The sequence below is a fragment of the Candidatus Ornithobacterium hominis genome (assembly GCF_951229915.1).
GTDB classification, from domain to species: domain Bacteria; phylum Bacteroidota; class Bacteroidia; order Flavobacteriales; family Weeksellaceae; genus Ornithobacterium; species Ornithobacterium hominis.
Map to the genome: position 1 here is coordinate 1,271,408 of NZ_OX579588.1, position 16,212 is coordinate 1,287,619.

The 16,212-nt window shown below is 35.0% G+C and carries 18 protein-coding genes; 5 read left to right on the top strand and 13 right to left on the bottom strand.

The genetic code is table 11. The features are described from left to right. Positions 1-97: 97 nt before the first annotated feature. The 4 genes from QOX03_RS05945 to QOX03_RS05960 are packed head-to-tail and all read left to right on the top strand — an operon-like array spanning position 98 to position 3,307. Positions 98-1,075: an ABC transporter substrate-binding protein gene (locus tag QOX03_RS05945; RefSeq protein ID WP_283670423.1), complete on the top strand. Its 978-nt coding sequence runs from the start codon at positions 98-100 to the stop codon at positions 1,073-1,075. Beyond that, positions 1,075-2,073 (top strand): FecCD family ABC transporter permease, encoded by a 999-nt coding sequence (locus QOX03_RS05950; RefSeq protein WP_283670424.1) that lies wholly within the window; start codon positions 1,075-1,077, stop codon positions 2,071-2,073. The genes QOX03_RS05945 and QOX03_RS05950 overlap by 1 nt, the downstream gene beginning before the upstream one ends. After that, a complete protein-coding gene (locus QOX03_RS05955) occupies positions 2,073-2,810 on the top strand; it encodes an ABC transporter ATP-binding protein (protein ID WP_283670425.1) in 738 nt (245 codons plus the stop codon). The genes QOX03_RS05950 and QOX03_RS05955 overlap by 1 nt, the downstream gene beginning before the upstream one ends. Then, entirely contained in the window at positions 2,807-3,307 is a 501-nt protein-coding gene (locus QOX03_RS05960; protein ID WP_283670426.1) for a GNAT family N-acetyltransferase, read from the top strand. The genes QOX03_RS05955 and QOX03_RS05960 overlap by 4 nt, the downstream gene beginning before the upstream one ends. Here QOX03_RS05960 and QOX03_RS05965 read toward each other — a convergent pair. The 11 genes from QOX03_RS05965 to ureA form a co-directional block, all read right to left on the bottom strand. Further along, entirely contained in the window at positions 3,304-5,508 is a 2,205-nt protein-coding gene (locus QOX03_RS05965; protein WP_283670427.1) for a TonB-dependent siderophore receptor, read from the bottom strand. The genes QOX03_RS05960 and QOX03_RS05965 overlap by 4 nt on opposite strands. 16 nt (positions 5,509-5,524) lie before the next feature. Continuing rightward, positions 5,525-6,682 carry a porin gene (locus tag QOX03_RS05970; protein ID WP_283670428.1) on the bottom strand — a complete coding sequence of 386 codons (1,158 nt, stop codon included), beginning with the start codon at positions 6,680-6,682 and terminating at the stop codon, positions 5,525-5,527. A gap of 13 nt (positions 6,683-6,695) precedes the next feature. Then, complete coding sequence (hypB, locus tag QOX03_RS05975; RefSeq protein ID WP_283670429.1) at positions 6,696-7,406, bottom strand: hydrogenase nickel incorporation protein HypB; 711 nt, start codon at positions 7,404-7,406, stop codon at positions 6,696-6,698. A 10-nt stretch (positions 7,407-7,416) separates the two neighbouring features. Beyond that, positions 7,417-7,764: a hydrogenase maturation nickel metallochaperone HypA/HybF gene (locus QOX03_RS05980; protein WP_283670430.1), complete on the bottom strand. Its 348-nt coding sequence runs from the start codon at positions 7,762-7,764 to the stop codon at positions 7,417-7,419. 5 nt (positions 7,765-7,769) lie between these two features. Beyond that, positions 7,770-8,744 (bottom strand): urease accessory protein UreD, encoded by a 975-nt coding sequence (locus tag QOX03_RS05985; RefSeq protein WP_283670431.1) that lies wholly within the window; start codon positions 8,742-8,744, stop codon positions 7,770-7,772. Between the two features lie 4 nt (positions 8,745-8,748). Further along, positions 8,749-9,360: an urease accessory protein UreG gene (gene ureG, locus QOX03_RS05990; protein ID WP_119058495.1), complete on the bottom strand. Its 612-nt coding sequence runs from the start codon at positions 9,358-9,360 to the stop codon at positions 8,749-8,751. Positions 9,361-9,377: 17 nt separating this feature from the next. Continuing rightward, positions 9,378-10,064 (bottom strand): urease accessory protein UreF, encoded by a 687-nt coding sequence (locus QOX03_RS05995; RefSeq protein ID WP_119058494.1) that lies wholly within the window; start codon positions 10,062-10,064, stop codon positions 9,378-9,380. A gap of 1 nt (position 10,065) precedes the next feature. After that, positions 10,066-10,512: an urease accessory protein UreE gene (locus tag QOX03_RS06000; protein ID WP_119059760.1), complete on the bottom strand. Its 447-nt coding sequence runs from the start codon at positions 10,510-10,512 to the stop codon at positions 10,066-10,068. A gap of 79 nt (positions 10,513-10,591) precedes the next feature. Next, the gene (ureC, locus tag QOX03_RS06005) at positions 10,592-12,472 is read right to left on the bottom strand and encodes an urease subunit alpha (protein WP_283670432.1); all 1,881 of its coding nucleotides are present in this window, start codon (positions 12,470-12,472) and stop codon (positions 10,592-10,594) included. Between the two features lie 15 nt (positions 12,473-12,487). After that, positions 12,488-12,856, bottom strand: a complete 369-nt coding sequence (locus QOX03_RS06010) for an urease subunit beta (protein WP_283670433.1) — start codon at positions 12,854-12,856, stop codon at positions 12,488-12,490. Between the two features lie 56 nt (positions 12,857-12,912). Next, the gene (ureA, locus tag QOX03_RS06015) at positions 12,913-13,218 is read right to left on the bottom strand and encodes an urease subunit gamma (RefSeq protein ID WP_119058490.1); all 306 of its coding nucleotides are present in this window, start codon (positions 13,216-13,218) and stop codon (positions 12,913-12,915) included. Positions 13,219-13,571: 353 nt separating this feature from the next. Between ureA and QOX03_RS06020 the strand changes: the two genes are divergently transcribed. Continuing rightward, positions 13,572-14,552, top strand: coding sequence for an amidohydrolase family protein (locus QOX03_RS06020; RefSeq protein WP_119059757.1), 981 nt, complete (start codon positions 13,572-13,574; stop codon positions 14,550-14,552). A 132-nt stretch (positions 14,553-14,684) separates the two neighbouring features. Here the strand turns inward: QOX03_RS06020 and QOX03_RS06025 are convergent, their stop codons facing one another. Together QOX03_RS06025 and QOX03_RS06030 are read right to left on the bottom strand one after the other, a co-directional pair. Further along, positions 14,685-15,644 (bottom strand): glycosyltransferase family 2 protein, encoded by a 960-nt coding sequence (locus QOX03_RS06025; RefSeq protein ID WP_283671745.1) that lies wholly within the window; start codon positions 15,642-15,644, stop codon positions 14,685-14,687. Positions 15,645-15,655: 11 nt separating this feature from the next. Then, positions 15,656-16,204 carry a DUF4199 family protein gene (locus QOX03_RS06030; RefSeq protein ID WP_283670434.1) on the bottom strand — a complete coding sequence of 183 codons (549 nt, stop codon included), beginning with the start codon at positions 16,202-16,204 and terminating at the stop codon, positions 15,656-15,658. Positions 16,205-16,212: the final 8 nt, after the last annotated feature.

The window sequence follows — 16,212 nt, forward strand, 5'->3', positions numbered from 1 at the left end:
AATTGCTTTAAACTTAAGCCACCAATAGTTTTGCTGTGAAATTAATAGGTAGTATCACATAAATACCCTATTTTTGCTAAATATTGATAATTAAAAAATGCATTTTTCAAAGCAATTCATTCTTTATTTAGGCTTATTTTTTTTATTCATTTCTTGTAATTCAAAAACACAACGGCAAGAGAATTTTGGGGAAATTTCTGCCACAGACAGTAGAAATAAAGTCATTCATCTAGAGCAAGAAGCTCAGCGTGTAGTAGCTCTTTTTGAACCTGCGGTAGATCATATCTATATGCTCCAAGCAAGTAATGTTTTGGTAGGTATTCCCGAGCAAGTTTACTTAAATGCCTCTGGGTATGAGTTTCTTTCAGGCTTAGATGATAAAATTAAAAACAAAGAAATCGCTACACCATCTTTCAGTGGAAGAGCCATCAGCGCTGAATCTGTATTGCAACTGAATCCTGATTTAGTGATTTTATATGAAGCTGATTCTGAAACCATTAATCAGCTAGAAGGTTTGGGATTGAATGTATATACTGTTTCCAGTAAAAACAAAGAAGCTATTTACCTTGAACTGAAAGGTTTAGCTACACTTATAGGTAAAAGTAAACGAGCAGAAGAACTAATACAATACACTGAAAATGAATTAAATAAAATTAACAAAGCTCCTAAATTAGATAAAAAAGTATATTACGCTTGGTCTAAAGGTAGAATTTTTTCAACTTCTGGTAAAGGAACTTTAATTGATGCTGCCATTGAAGCTGCTGGAGCCCAAAATGCTTGTCCGCTAGAAATGGAAGCTACCAACATCAGTGCTGAAACCATTTATGAGTGGAATCCAGATTTAATCATTTTATGGAACTCCAAGCCCGAAGATGTTTATTCACTAAAAGAGCTTCAAGCCTTGCCTGCCGTGAAGCAAAAACAGGTATATGACTTTTCTCCTGTTTTTTATTATGACCCACACACTATCAAATTTATGCTTTTTGCCAAACAACTCAGAGAATGGTGTGAACCCCAAAATACAACCGCCGAAAATGATATAAAAAAAGATTTAAAAACGCTATACGGCTTATAATGATGTCATTAGGTTTAAAGAAAATATTATTACTACTATCTCCTTTCATTCTGATTGTATTTTCATTGCAGTTAGGAAACACAGGCTTTTTAAATTTCACAGAATTTTGGCAACATATGTCTCACGTCATTACAGGAAACAATTTACCACAAAACTCTATGCAAACCATTCTGTGGCAAGTGAGATTACCTAGGCTTTTGCTCACCTTTATGGTCGGAGCATCATTGGCAGTTTCTGGAGGTGTATTACAGGCTATTTTCCGAAATCCTATTGTTGATCCTTTCTCGTTGGGAATTTCATCTGGAGCAGCTTTTGGAGCAGCTCTTTCCATGATTTTAGGCTTATTTTCTGTCAACTTTTTTGCTTTCATATTTGGTGTAATTGCGGTTGCTATCACCTATGCTGTTTCCGCTTTTGGGGCTAAAACCTCTGTTGTTACTATTGTTTTAACAGGTATGATTATTTCTGGCGTATTTTCTGCCATGCTCACGCTTTTACAATACATTAGCGACCCGTATAAACTGCAAGCCATTATACAATGGACTATGGGTAACTTGCATACAGCATCTTGGGAAAAAGTACAGACTTCTATTACACCTATTTTGGCAGGATTGCTGGGTATTTATATCTTCCGTTGGAAGATGAATTTATTGGCTTTGGGAGATGAAGAAGCTTTGGCGGTTGGTGTAAAACCAAACAATACCAAAATCATTTTGATTGGGCTATCTACACTCATCACAGCAGCTTCTGTAGCAGCTGTTGGAATGATAAGCCTTTTTGGCTTGATTGTTCCACATATCACTCGCATGATATTTGGACCCAATAATACTATTGGAGTTTTTGCCAATATTAGTTTAGGAGGTTCTTTGTTATTGATGATTGATAATTTTTCAAGAATTGTGATGCCTTTTGAAATTCCTATCGGTGTATTTACCATGATTTTAGGCGCTCCTTTGTTCATTTATTTAATGAGAAAAAATGCAATTAACTGGAATTAATGAGCTTGATTGATATTAAAAATGTGAGCTATTCCATTGGGGAAAAATTGATCTTGCATCTTGTGAATGCTTCTTTTCAAAAAAATAAATTCACTGTGATATTAGGGCGAAATGGAAGCGGGAAATCTTCATTATTCAGAATCTTATCTGGCATAGAAAAAAAGTTTGGAGGCAATATTGATTTCAACTCAAAAAATCCTCCTAAAATTGGTTTTTTGACTCAGTTTCATCAAATGGTATTTCCTTTTACAGTGTTTGATGTTGTACTAACTGGTAGAAGTTCTTTTTTTAAAATTTCACCAAAAAAAGAAGACAAAGATGCTGTAACAGAAATATTGGAATCCTTCCAATTAAATCATTTGAGTAATACGCCTTACACTTCTCTCTCTGGTGGTGAAAGGCAATTAGTATTATTATGCAGAGTATTGGTTCAAAACCCTGATATACTGTTACTTGATGAGCCTACCAATCATCTTGATTTGCACTACCAAATTAAAGTTTTACAGCTAATGAGGGATTGGGTGAACCAAAAAAATTGCACCATTGTATGCATTATGCACGATCCTAATTTGGCTTTGCAATTTGCTGACCACATATATGTGATGCAAAATAAACGATTGAATTATTTAGCACACACAGATGCTGAATATACTGCCAATATGCTATCTCAAGCATATGAGGTTTCGCTATCTTATGTAGAGCACTATAGTAAAACTTTTCTTATCCCCGAAATATGAAACAATTAGAAATTTCTGTCGTAACTGATATTAATGCTATTGCTCATACTGTAGAATATGTGAAATCTGTACGCAAAACGCTCTTCCCGATGCTAAATCATGAGCATATCCCTGCTGATTTACAAGATTTTGAATCAACGTATATTAAAAATCCAAAAGGCATTTTTCTTCAAGCAAAATTAGGCAATCAACTAATTGGAACCGCTGGCATGATGGAGTTTAACTACCGATTTCCCCTTTTGGATATTCCTGATAATGCCGTAGAGGTGACAAGATTATTTGTGGAACCTGAATTTAGAAAAATGGGAATTGCTACTAATTTGATAAATAGGCTGAAGCTACATGCTATAAAAAAAGGTATAGATTACCTATACCTTCATACGCATCACTTTTTGCCTGGCGCTACTGATTTTTGGTCGAAGCAAAATTTCACTTTTATAGAGGTTACAATAGAAAATAATGTAGAAACTCTCCATTTTGGTTATGAAATGCACTAAAAACTGTAGCCTAAGCTTATCATATAATTCCTTGGAGCGCCCACAAATCCACGTGTGTAATCAAATCCTCCCAGATAGTAATATTTATCAAAAATATTGTTGATATTGGCTGATAATCTCACCCCTTTTAGATGATAATATACACTCGCGTTGGCTAAAGCATAAGATGGCCAATTATCAAAAACTGGTTTACCAGCCCCATCATTTCTCATAGAATTATCCATCCTTCTTTCGCTCACATAATACACGCCTGCACCGAATCCCAGCCCCTTCAACATCGGTTGAGAAAATACATATTTAGTCCACAATCCAGCCATGTGCTTAGGAGCGTTACCCAACGACTCATTTTGTTGCAATTCATCAGGCGAAGATTTAATCTCTGTATGATTGAAAGTATAATTACCAGAGATTTGAAACTCTCTTGTGATTTGTCCTCTCATATCGATTTCCACTCCTTGTGAAATTACTTTACTACTTTGTTTTAATTCTTCTCTACCAGCATTTGTATATTTGCCCGTAGATATTCTCATATTCTCTCTATTTATATGAAATAGAGCTATTTCTGATTGAAGTTGATTTTTGAACAAACCAATTTTAACCCCCGTTTCTATTTGGTAGCTATTCTCTGTCTTATAAGCTTCTTTTGCTCCAAATTCCTGATATTTATATATCAGATCTGCACCTGCGGGTACAAATCCTTTTGAATAATTAGCAAAGTAATTAATTTCATTATTAATTTTATAAGATAGACCTAATCTTGGTAACCATTTATTTTCTCTTGTTCTATACGTCTTTTTAAGGTCAGAACTATAAGAATGATAGGTTTCATTCCTCAAGCCTAGAATTAAATTCAGCCTATCTCCCACGCTGATGTGATCTTGTACATAAATCCCAATTGTGCTATATGGGTTAAGGAATGGAAATGTAGCTTTATCTCTCCACACGTAAGATGATTTAGAGAAAATCTCTCTCTCTGCTGCTGCAAGATTGACTATAAGTTCTACTTTATTTCCATCTTTATTTATTCTATGTCTTGCTTCTCTCAAAACATTATTTTTATCTCCTTCGTAAGAAGACCAATCTGTCCCCACAATGATTTTATGATCTACAGATTTATTTTGATTAAATTTTAATCTAAAATAAGAAACAGCATTATGGGTATAATCTTTTGCTTCTTTTGACTGAAATCTAACTCTTAGCAATTCATTTTTAGGGGCATCGGCATAGCTATTTCTTGTTCTTAATTCATCTAATTTCTCTTCATATTTCGTCCACATATAGTTAGCAAAAAAATCTAAATTTGGCAAAATATTTTGTGATAACTTCACATTAGAAGTCATAAAATTAGCTTTGTAGAAATCTGTAGGCAAATTGATATTAAAGTTTCTTGGTTGTGCATAGAAATTATTATTTCTTATAGCCAGACCTCTGTCTAGATACCCATCTGAATTATCATAAATAAAATCAAAATCCAACTGTGTTCCTTTGAATGGCTTGTAAGTGAATGATGGGGCTACCATTAGTGTTTTCCTATCATTATTCTCTCTAAATGTTTTGGTAGTTTCGTACCCAGCATTTAGCCTAAAAAGAACTTTATCTTGATGGTCTAACGCTCCACCTACATCTAATGTTGTTCTAAAAGTATTGAAGCTTCCATAAGACAATTGTACATGATTCTTTTGTCTTGCCATCGGTTTTTTAGTAACTAGATTGATGGTTCCACCTGGTGCAATATCTCCAAATAATGATGCTCCAGAACCTTTTATCACCTCTACGCTCTCCAAATTCACAGTTAATGGAGCTCTCCAGAAACTAGTCCCATAGCCATAGCCAGATCGCATTCCATTCACCAGCCTGATGCCACTTTCGTAGCCACTTCTGAATCCTCTAATCGTCACATCATCATACGGCGAAGTGGTATTAACTCCTGCTAAATCATGAATTAAATCTGTGATTTGAAAAGCCTGTTTATCCTCTATAAATTCTCTTGTAACAAGTGATATAGATTCTGGTAAATCTTTTATCGGTCCAGAAAACTTTCCGCCTAATTCTGTGGTATGGTTCAAATATGAATTATTCCGTCTTCCCGTTGCAGTGATTTCGTTTAATTCATAAGTATCTATCGACAGGCTATCTTGCTGTGCGAATGCTATTGTAGATGAGCCTACTAATAAAATAGTAGTAAGTAATTTTGTTCTCATATATTAAAAAAAATTATTAAAATGCATTTAGATTATACAAAGCTCCGATAGCAAAAATATTAATATTAGTCTTATTCACAACTTTATGCAAGACATTATTATAATGTTTATAATCATTGGCATAATAGCCAAAGAATCTGAAGTTTTGAGATGCAAATGGCTTATATTCTATCCCAATTAAATTCAAATGATGCTGAGATAAACTATTGCCCAAACTGTTTACACCTCTGTCGTTTAATCTTTCGTATACTGATTTTGCAGTAATGTACCATTTGGGGGTAATGGCATAATCTAACCTAAGGACAGCCGTTTGTGATTCTAGCTTTTGGGCGTATATATTGGTGTGATTGGGATTCATCGTGCGGCGATATTCATTAATGATAGATGACATCATATCAGCATAATCTACTGCTATATGAGTGTGTTGTAAATCCAAATAAGCTTCAAAACGATCTAAAACCAATTTGTTACCCATAGCCAGCTGAAAATCTGTCTTGCCTTCTGCAACTTGTGATGCTCCTACAGAATAAAACGTTCTGAATTTTTTATCTGCAAAGTTACCTCTCCATGCTAAATTAGTAGCCAAAGGTAATTCACTGGCTGTCAATTTATTTTCATTAAAATCAGATTCAGGATGCAAGGAATCAAACGTATCATTTTTGGCGTTATATACCAACACTTCCACGGTATGATTATCATTAATTTGATGAGCCAATTTAGCCCCAACTGTGAATAAATTGGTTTGAGTTTTAATCAAATCTGAATATAGATATTCAAAAGTTGGATTTTTCTCAAATTCCCAATTCCCGAAGTTATTGGCTTGTTTGCCTACCGTTACCCTCCAATCTCTATTTTCACCCAAGGTATAGCTCAAAGAAGCATAGTCTAATGACGCTGGAGCATTGTCTAAAGTTTTAGGGATTTGTGATTTGTGCAAACGAATTCTCACATTATAATCCAATCTATCATTTATCTTTCCTGTCACTTGAAATCTAGCTTCATTTTGCCTAAATCCGTTTTGCTTCCTCTCTACATCTGTAAACTCTAATGAACTTCTTAGCAGTAAATTAATATCAACATTATTCTGAATTTCTTCTAAAACCTCAGAAGTTTTTTGTGCTTTAGCACTGCCTAAAGATGCTAAAATAGCCAATGTAATGACAAGTTTCTTCATCGTAATTAGTTACTTAAGTCGTTTTATTTCTCTTTTTTTCTAATTCTTTTTTCAACCAATTGCACCAGTCTTCTATGCCTTCCCCATTCAATGTGCTGATGCTGATAACTTCTAAATCTGGATTTACCTCTCTGGCATCTTTTGCTGCAGCTTCTACAGAAAAAGGAACGTGTGGCAATAAATCTGCTTTAGATACCAACATTAATTCGCTGGTGAGAAACATTCTTGGATATTTCTTTGGTTTATCATCACCTTCAGTAGATGCCAATAGGGTAACTCTAGCATCTTCACCCAAATCAAATGCCGATGGACAGAGTAAATTCCCTACATTTTCTATGAAAAGAATATCGGTATTTTCTAAATTGATGTGGTCTAATGCCTGATAAATCATTTGTGCTTCTATATGGCACATTCCGCCCGTTACAATTTGTAGAGCATTTAACCCGGCATCTTTTAATCTAACTGCATCGCGCTCAGTTTCTGGGTCGCCTACCAAAACGGCTAGGTTCAATTCTTTTCCAAGTCTTTTTCCCGTCTCTTGTAGTAAAGTAGTCTTTCCGCTCCCTGGGGAAGAGCAGATGTTGACAATCAGCATATTTTTAGGTAATTTTTCACGAATTGCTTTTGCTACAAAATCGTTAGCCTTTAATAAATTCAGTGTAATATGGTCTGATTGCACAGAGCCTACGGGCATCTGGTTACTTTTGGGTTTTGTTGTATTCATTTTCTAGTATTTAATTTGATTTAAAAAAATCCACTTGACTTATCCTTAGTTCCTCCCCTTGAATAATATCACGGGAAGGTTCACCACAGGAACAAACAAATTTATGTAATTTCACTTCAAAATCTTTCTCGCATTTCTTGCAGTTAGCAATAACGGGTAATAAGACTACCTCTAAATCTATGTTCTCTAAACGTATGTCTTCTAAAATTAATGCTTCAAATGCATTTTGTATTAAAATAGGCTGAACATTGCAAAGCAATCCTGCTTCAATTTTCACTTTAGAAATCTCTTGAAGTCTATCTTGGTATTGTTCTTCTAAATTAGAAATTATATTCCGAACGATTGATATTTCGTGCATAATATTTATTCTTTAGATTTCTTTTTATTAATTGTTTTTTCTATTTTTTTAGGTAATTTTTCTACCGATTTACTTTTTATTTTTTTGCTGTCCACAGGCGGTTTTTCTGAGATAAGGACTTTTTGTTTTTGTTGATTTTCCATTACATTTTGGGCAGCTTCCCTTTTTTTAAATTTGATAAACTCCCAAGCCATATTCCCGATATTGAAAAGCCAATCATGGAGAGCATCACCGCTTGAACCCATTACCCTGAGCATCAAAACATTATCTGCCGCCATTGTAAATCCGTAGCTACTATCCGTAAATTGTGCCAATAGTATTTCATCTAATTCTTTTTTGAATTCTGCAGCAAACGGACTGGCGATAATTAGCGTGGCTTGATGCGTATAAGCTTCAAAAAATAATAAATCTTCTACAGGTTGATTTTTCGGGTCAATTAACTGATTATCAAATAAAATTAACCTTCCATTTTGGTGAATTTTCGTTTTCGTGTGATAGGTATCAAATTCGAATCTCTCCCCCGAATGAATTCTACCTCCACTTATGATGTCTCCCCAAACTAAATGAGAGCTTTCTGTAATATTAATGGTATTGGTTGCCGTGAAAATGGAATCTTTGTAAGGAATCGTGGGATGTGGAATGTACATAAAACTCGCTCCTTTTTCTATATCAAAACTGCAGTTTTGTTTTGCTCCTTTTTTCTTGGGCATTGGGTGTATTTTGTTATAAGACTGCGTGTGAAACTTCATTTCAGTATTTGCTTCGCAGTGTATATTGAGCGTAAGGATATCACCATCCATAATTCCTGGAGAGGAACACATCATTATCATTTCTAAATGATCTGTGGCTTGCAAGCTACCGTAGTGTGTCAATTTATATGGAATATCAAAATAACTTTCACCCAATACGGTTTTTTCATTTTCTCTTTTACAAGATAGATTGATTTTACTATTGAGGGAATTATCTTTATTAATATTCATATGATTAATTTTCTAATAGAGCGTATTTTTTTATCCAAGCAATAACATCATTCAACCCTTCTTTGGTTTTAAGATTAGATTTTATAAATGGTTTTTCACCTCTCATCTTTTTAGCATCAGCTTCCATTACTTCTAAACTAGCCCCAACATAGGGTGCTAAATCTATTTTGTTAATCAATAATAAATCTGAACGGGTAATTCCCGGCCCTCCTTTTCTTGGGATTTTTTCACCTTCTGCCACATCAATTACAAAGATGGTAACATCGGCTAAATCTGGGCTAAAAGTTGCTGCCAAGTTATCGCCACCACTTTCAATGAAAATCAGTTCAATATCTTGGTGTGCTTTTGCTAAATCTTCTACTGCCTCTAAATTCATAGACGCATCTTCACGAATGGCAGTATGCGGACAGCCACCCGTTTCTACACCACGGATTCTATCTGCTGGAAGTTTAGAGTTTTTTATCATAAATTCGGCATCTTCTCTAGTGTAAATATCATTGGTGACTACTCCTATGCTATATTCCTCGCTCATTTGTCTTGTTAATGCTTCTATCAATGCTGTTTTACCTGAGCCTACTGGGCCTGCTACGCCTATTTTCACATAATTATTCTCCATATTCTGTTCTGTCTGTGTTATGATATATAGATTCTTGTATAAAGTTTTTCATGTTGCATACATTTAATTTCTTGTCCTATACAGCATAAACCCACTAAATTTTCATCTAAATCTTCTTGTTTTTCTACTAATTCTTCTATCAGATCCTGCAAATCAAATAATATTTTTTGGCTATGCATTTGGCTGATAGGTATTATTTTAGCACAATTAGTTACGATTCCGTTCAGTGAATTATAGTAAAATGCACTCAAAGCATCTTTTTTTTCTATGCCAGATAGTTGCGCATACAAACCAAAGGCTATAGGATAATGCCCCACGACTTCACCTGATTGTATTGCGTCTAAATATTTCTGACAGAAAGGGTAAGGTTTCAAGCTCTGTGCCGTTTTTAAAAATCTAATGGCTAATTTGTGGCTAGCTTGGCGAATTTCGTAAGGAGCCTTCAATGCTGTGATGAAGTCGTCTAGTTCCACTAATTTTTTCCATACTTTTCTGCCATTTGCAAAATCATAGATTTTATTTAGAAATGCTGCATCATTGTAAAAAAGATTATATTTCAGCATATTCTCAGCGTATTTACGAGCTGTTTCTGTATCTTTTACCAATTGTGCATCAATGTAAGATTCTAATCCGTAGGAATGTGTAAAACTCCCGATTGGAAACATGGAATCATTGATTTGCAAAAGCGTTAGTAATTTCTGCATTCTATCTTTTTATTTGATGAATATTAAGCATCTGTGTTTGTAGTAATTTCTTATTTTCAATCGTGCAATCATAGTTTTTTCTTTTCAGGAAATCATACAAAGGCACTTCATATGCTATATTCACTTGCTTTTGAACGTCAATATAAATAGGCAAATGCATATTTCCGATTTCAAAACACACAATTCCCATTTCAATCATATCTCTTGGTTTTACTACAATACAATCACAAGGTTTTATGCTGATTTGCACATAAAAATCATCATTAGCATAAAGTACATCCCCATCTTGTAGCGGGATTCTATTGTTTTTTTTAATTCCTATTTCTGTTCCATTTTTGGTTTTTCTTCTCAAAATTGTTTTAGAAACCTCATACCATTCTATTTCTAAGACTTCCTTTTGAAGTCCTTCTACCAAAGGTTTCTGTAAAACTTCATTAATTATAATCATATGAAATCTGTATATGAAACAAATGGTGATAGCCACGTATCACCATTTATATAAATTCTGATATTCAAAAAAAATTGTATTAAAATAGCAGATATCTCTGTGCCATTGGCAATTCTTTTAATGGTTCACAAGTAGCTACCTCCCCGTCCACTTTCACTTCATAAGTTTCTGGATTGATTTCAATATTTGGTGTTGCATTATTATGAATCAAATCTTTTTTACGAACTGTTCTGCAGTTTTTTACTGGTAGGCAGCTTTTCTTTAATCCATATGATTTAATTGCACCTCCATCGATTGATGCTTTTGATACAAAGTTAAAAGATGTTTGCTCTAAAGCTCCTCCCAATGTGGCAAACATTTTTCTGTAAATAACAGGCTGTGGTGTAGGTATAGATGCATTAGGGTCTCCCATTCTTGCCGCTACAACCATTCCTGCCTTATATATCATTTCTGGTTTCACTCCGAACATTTCTGGTTTCCAAAGCACCAAATCTGCTATTTTCCCTACCTCTACAGAGCCTACATAGTCGGCTATTCCGTGTGCTAGGGCTGGGTTGATAGTATATTTAGACACATATCTTTTTACTCTCTTATTATCATTTTCAGAGCTATCCTCTTTCAGAGCCCCCATTTGAATTTTCATTTTATGTGCAGTTTGCCATGTTCTTGTTACAAGTTCTCCCATACGCCCCATTGCCAGTGAATCTGTGCTCATCATGCTGATGGCCCCTAAATCTTGTAATATATCTTCTGCCGCAATGGTGGAAGGGCGAATTCTAGAATCGGCGAAGGCTAAATCTGTTTTACTTTCCTTATCCAAATGATGTGCAACTACCAGCATGTCTAGGTGCTCTGCCACTGTATTCACGGTATACGGTTTTGTAGGATTCGTGGAAGATGGCAAAACATTCGGGTACATGGCTATTTTCATAATATCTGGTGCGTGTCCACCGCCTGCACCCTCTGTGTGGAATGTGTGTATTACTCTGTCTCCAATGGCTTTTAATGTATCTTCTAAATATCCTGCCTCATTCAGTGTGTCTGAGTGAATGGCTACTTGCACATCATATTTATCTGCTACAGATAGTGCTTTATCAATAGTTGCTGGCGTGGCTCCCCAATCTTCATGAATTTTGGTACCACAAGCTCCAGCTTTTATCATCTCTTCTTGTGCCTCAAAATTTGTAGTGTTTCCTTTACCAAAAAAACCAGTATTGATAGGCATACCTTCTGAGGCTTGCAGCATTCTTTTGATAAAGTGTTTCCCTCCCGTTACGGTAGTCGCATTTGTTCCATCGTTTGGTCCAGTGCCGCCACCTATCAAAGTTGTAACGCCACTATACAATGCTGTTTCCACAATATCTGGCGTGATATAATGAACGTGAGTATCTATACCGCCAGCTGTTAGTATTTTCCCCCATCCATTGTGAACTTCTGTTGCAGGGCCTATAATCATTCCTTTTGTAACGCCTTCTTGTGCATCTGGGTTTCCAGCTTTTCCTATTCCAGCGATTTTCCCGTCTTTGATGCCAATATCGGCTTTTACGATTCCCCAATGGTCTATGATTACTACTCCCAAAATACACATATCTAGACAATCTTTATCTAGAGTAGTTACAGATTGCCCCATGCCATCACGCACAGTTTTCCCGCCACCAAATTTATTTTCTTCACCGTAAACTTGATAATCTTTTTCAATTTCAACAAATAACTCTGTATCTGCTAAGCGAATTTTATCCCCCGTAGTGGGGCCAAATAAGCTAGCGTATGTTTCTCTTTTGATGTATAATACACCGTCTTCTATCTTGAAATCATTAGAATTTTGGGCTAAAAGTGGGCTAACTCCCATCAAAGACAAACCTGCTGTGGCTACTCCCACCACCTTCACGAAATCTCTTCTAGACCAACTTTCCTTTTTATCGTTCTCTTCTGATGCTTTATTTATATCTTTTTTAGACATTTTTTTGTATTTAAATTATTTAGAAATAAAACCAAGCTTTTTAGCCTTTGCTACAGTTTTTTTCCTTACACTCTCGTCTTTCAAATCACCATTCACCAATGAATTATGCCCATACACTTTCTTAGCACCACCGATTTCCACCAGTACCACTTGTTTGCTTTCACCTGGTTCGAATCGAATAGCCGTACTCGCTGGGATATTCAGATGCATACCTAGTGCTTTTTCTCTATCAAACTTAAGTTTTTTATTTACTTCAAAAAAATGGAAATGCGAACCTACTTGAATAGGTCTATCGCCAATATTTCTCACTTCGATGGATTCCGTTCTTCTATTTTGATTACAACGAACGTCTTCTTTTTTCAGAATCACCTGACCTGGAATCATATAGCTATTATTTTTTTATTTATCGGGATATTTTCTCTTTTCTTTAATTTATCAATTTATCTAATGGGGTTATGCACCGATACCAATTTATTCCCATCTGGGAACAGGCATTCAATTTGCACATCATGAATCATCTCTGGAACCCCCTCCATTACTTGATTCTTAGTAAGTAATTTCGTTCCCCATTCCATCATTTCGGCCACAGTCATTTTCCCATCGCGTGCGGCTTCCATCAATTCGCTTGATATATAGGCTATGCATTCTGGGTAGTTTAGCTTCACTCCTCTTTTAAGTCTTTTTGCTGCAAGCTCACCAGCTTGGTGCAATAATAATTTTTCAACTTCTCTTGGCGTTAGTCTCATTACTAATTTTATAAATAATAATTTGGATTGCAAATATATAATTTTTTTCTATACTTTTTAGCATTGTCATATTTCGTCAACCCGCTGTGTATTTAGGTCAAGCTAACTTTAACATAACCCACAGATCTTTTTAAATACAAATTAAATACAAATTTATCAAGCTATTGAATTTTTTAAAGCCTTATAAAATTTTAACCACAATTCAATCTCTAAATTCACGTTCTAAAGAAGTGTTAATTGATGCTAAAATTAACTTGACTGAAATGCTCTACGGATAATAATTTTTTTTTTAAGCCTTAAAAAATTTTATAAATTTTATCTTTGCATTTTGAGATACAAAAAAATAAAATTTTATGAGCAAGCTAGAACATTTTGACCCTAAAAATGCTGTGATTGAAAAAATCATTGAAAAAGGTGGTTGGGTAAATTGCCACGCCCATTTAGACCGAGCCTATTCTCTACAAAAAGATACTTTTTCTTTTACTAATTCTTACTTAAAAGAGAAATGGCATTTGGTAGATGAGATGAAGAAAAACTCATCGGTAGACATTATCTACGACCGTATGGCACGTGCGATTGAATATTTCATCGAGCAAGGAGCTCAAGCTGTGGGTTCATTCATTGATGTTGATGAAGTAATGCAAGACCGAAGTATTAAAGCGGCTCAGAAAATTAAAGAAAAATTTGGTAATGATATCGAGATTCGTTTTGCTAATCAAGTTCTTAAAGGTGTTATAGACCCCAAAGCTAAAGAATGGTTTGATTTATCTTCGGATTTTGTAGATATCATCGGTGGATTGCCTGCCAAGGATTTCGGGCAAGAAGAGGAACATTTAGATATTTTGATGGAAACAGCTAAGTCTAAAGGGAAATTAGTACACGTGCACGTAGATCAATTCAATACTGACGAAGAAAAAGAAACGGAACTATTAGCACGAAAAACCATCGAGCATGGAATGCAAAATAAAGTGACGGCGGTGCATTCGATTTCAGTCGCAGCACATCCCAAAAAATACCGCTATGAGTTGTATGATTTGATGAACGAAGCTCAATTGCACGTTATTTCTTGCCCAACAGCGTGGATTGACCATAACCGCACCGAGCGTTTGGCTCCGAGCCACAATTCAGTGACGCCAGTAGATGAGATGGTTCCTCACGGGATTACGGTTGCCTTTGGTACAGATAATATTAATGATATTTACAAGCCCTTCTCTGATGGAGATTTGTGGACGGAACTTCGTGTAATGTTAGAATCTTGCCATTACTATGATGTTGAGAAACTATCAGACATCGCTACGGTTAACGGATTAAAAGTCCTTGGAATTAATAAATAATTACATGTAATTTTAATGTTTTTAACATAAAAGCCCACTTTTTATTTTAATTTGTGGGCTTTATTATTTTTTAATAACCTTGCATTGGTTTACTCATAAAAATCCTTGAAATTTTTTAAGCCTTAAAATAATTTAGTCCAGCTCTATTTCGATTTGGAAATCCTTTTTATCTACCCTGTTTCTGACGAATATTTCGCCTAAAAATCCAGCTAAAAATAACTGTGAACCAATAATCATGCACGTAAGGGCTATGTAAAACCAAGCATCTGTAGTAACTAATTTTGCAGGAATTTCCTGATACAATAAATATAATTTCTTTAAACCGATAAAGGCTGATGTGAGAAAACCTAAAATGAACATCAGCAATCCCGCAGCTCCAAAAAAGTGCATGGGGCGATGACCGAACTGGTTGACAAACCAAAGCGTAATCAAATCTAAAAATCCGTTGATAAAGCGGCTATTCCCAAATTTACTGCTACCGTGTTTTCGGGCGGTATGTTGCACTCTGATTTCTCCAATTTTTGAAAAGCCTAAATTCTTGGCAATCACAGGTATATAGCGGTGCATATCACTTCTTAGATTAATGTTTTTTACCAATGATTTTTTATAAGCTTTCAGCCCACAATTAAAGTCATGCAAGGGTAAACCGCTGGTTTTTTGAGCTACCAAATTGAAGAGTTTTGAGGGTAAATTTTTAGTCAGTACGGGGTCTTGGCGTTTTTGCTTCCAGCCAGAAACCATATCCCAATCATTATTTTTTAAAGCTTGATATAAATGTGGAATTTCCTCAGGAAAATCTTGCAAATCGGCATCCATCGTCACTACAATTTCTCCATTGGCTTTTTGGAATGCAGCGTTCAACGCTTGTGCTTTCCCAAAATTTTTCTTGAATTTAATAGCTTTCACCTCAGGGTTTTGAGCGTTTAACTCTTGTATGATTGACCATGAATCATCTGTGCTTCCATCATCTACAAAAATAATTTCAAACGTTTTATCACTGAGTTCCTGCAAGAATACTTTTTGAATCCGTTGATGTAATTCCATCAATGATTCCGCTTCATTGAGGAGAGGAATAACGATAGAAAAATCCAAATCTCTTTGATTTATTTTGAAGTTTTGACTTTCCATAAAAACGAAAACATAATGCCAAGTGAAAAATTGAAAAATAAAACACCCAAACTCATCAACGTAAATGTACGAATATTGAGCAAATTTGTTTCTCTCACCGCTGTAGAATTGATAATGGGCTTTACTTCTTCTAAATTTCCTTCTTTTTGTGCTTGCAGCAGGCTATAGTCTAAATACTGTTGTAGCAAGGATTGAATTCCTGATGTATCTACCGAATAAAAAAGATAGAAAATACTGGCTAATGCCAACAGACCAGCAATAGCTCCTGGGCTAAAAGTTAATTTGAAAGTTTGAAAAAAATTCAAAGTCTTCCTTTTACCCCAATAAATCAAATTGTAAGCTGCCGTCAAAGCAAATACCGTGGTGATAATGAAGGCATTGCTAATACTTGTTGCTAAAAGATATTGAAATTCACTGAAGTGAAAAATTTGTTCATCTCTAAAGAATAATTGTACCAAAAAAAATAAAATCATACAAAAGAAATACAATCCTAGAGCAGTTTTTAAGATAACGTTTTTCAGCATTTTTTTTT

What these genes read in the sequence shown, in the direction of transcription:
- QOX03_RS05955 (WP_283670425.1), top strand. Translation starts at nt 2,073, where the DNA reads ATGAGCTTGATTGATATTAAAAATGTGAGCTATTCCATTGGGGAAAAA.
- QOX03_RS06000 (WP_119059760.1), bottom strand. Translation starts at nt 10,512, where the DNA reads ATGATTATAATTAATGAAGTTTTACAGAAACCTTTGGTAGAAGGACTT.
- QOX03_RS05985 (WP_283670431.1), bottom strand. Translation starts at nt 8,744, where the DNA reads ATGAATATTAATAAAGATAATTCCCTCAATAGTAAAATCAATCTATCT.
- QOX03_RS05960 (WP_283670426.1), top strand. Translation starts at nt 2,807, where the DNA reads ATGAAACAATTAGAAATTTCTGTCGTAACTGATATTAATGCTATTGCT.
- QOX03_RS06030 (WP_283670434.1), bottom strand. Translation starts at nt 16,204, where the DNA reads ATGCTGAAAAACGTTATCTTAAAAACTGCTCTAGGATTGTATTTCTTT.
- QOX03_RS06020 (WP_119059757.1), top strand. Translation starts at nt 13,572, where the DNA reads ATGAGCAAGCTAGAACATTTTGACCCTAAAAATGCTGTGATTGAAAAA.
- ureA (WP_119058490.1), bottom strand. Translation starts at nt 13,218, where the DNA reads ATGAGACTAACGCCAAGAGAAGTTGAAAAATTATTATTGCACCAAGCT.
- QOX03_RS05995 (WP_119058494.1), bottom strand. Translation starts at nt 10,064, where the DNA reads ATGCAGAAATTACTAACGCTTTTGCAAATCAATGATTCCATGTTTCCA.
- hypB (WP_283670429.1), bottom strand. Translation starts at nt 7,406, where the DNA reads ATGAATACAACAAAACCCAAAAGTAACCAGATGCCCGTAGGCTCTGTG.
- ureG (WP_119058495.1), bottom strand. Translation starts at nt 9,360, where the DNA reads ATGGAGAATAATTATGTGAAAATAGGCGTAGCAGGCCCAGTAGGCTCA.
- QOX03_RS05970 (WP_283670428.1), bottom strand. Translation starts at nt 6,682, where the DNA reads ATGAAGAAACTTGTCATTACATTGGCTATTTTAGCATCTTTAGGCAGT.
- ureC (WP_283670432.1), bottom strand. Translation starts at nt 12,472, where the DNA reads ATGTCTAAAAAAGATATAAATAAAGCATCAGAAGAGAACGATAAAAAG.
- QOX03_RS05965 (WP_283670427.1), bottom strand. Translation starts at nt 5,508, where the DNA reads ATGAGAACAAAATTACTTACTACTATTTTATTAGTAGGCTCATCTACA.
- QOX03_RS05950 (WP_283670424.1), top strand. Translation starts at nt 1,075, where the DNA reads ATGATGTCATTAGGTTTAAAGAAAATATTATTACTACTATCTCCTTTC.
- QOX03_RS05945 (WP_283670423.1), top strand. Translation starts at nt 98, where the DNA reads ATGCATTTTTCAAAGCAATTCATTCTTTATTTAGGCTTATTTTTTTTA.
- QOX03_RS05980 (WP_283670430.1), bottom strand. Translation starts at nt 7,764, where the DNA reads ATGCACGAAATATCAATCGTTCGGAATATAATTTCTAATTTAGAAGAA.
- QOX03_RS06010 (WP_283670433.1), bottom strand. Translation starts at nt 12,856, where the DNA reads ATGATTCCAGGTCAGGTGATTCTGAAAAAAGAAGACGTTCGTTGTAAT.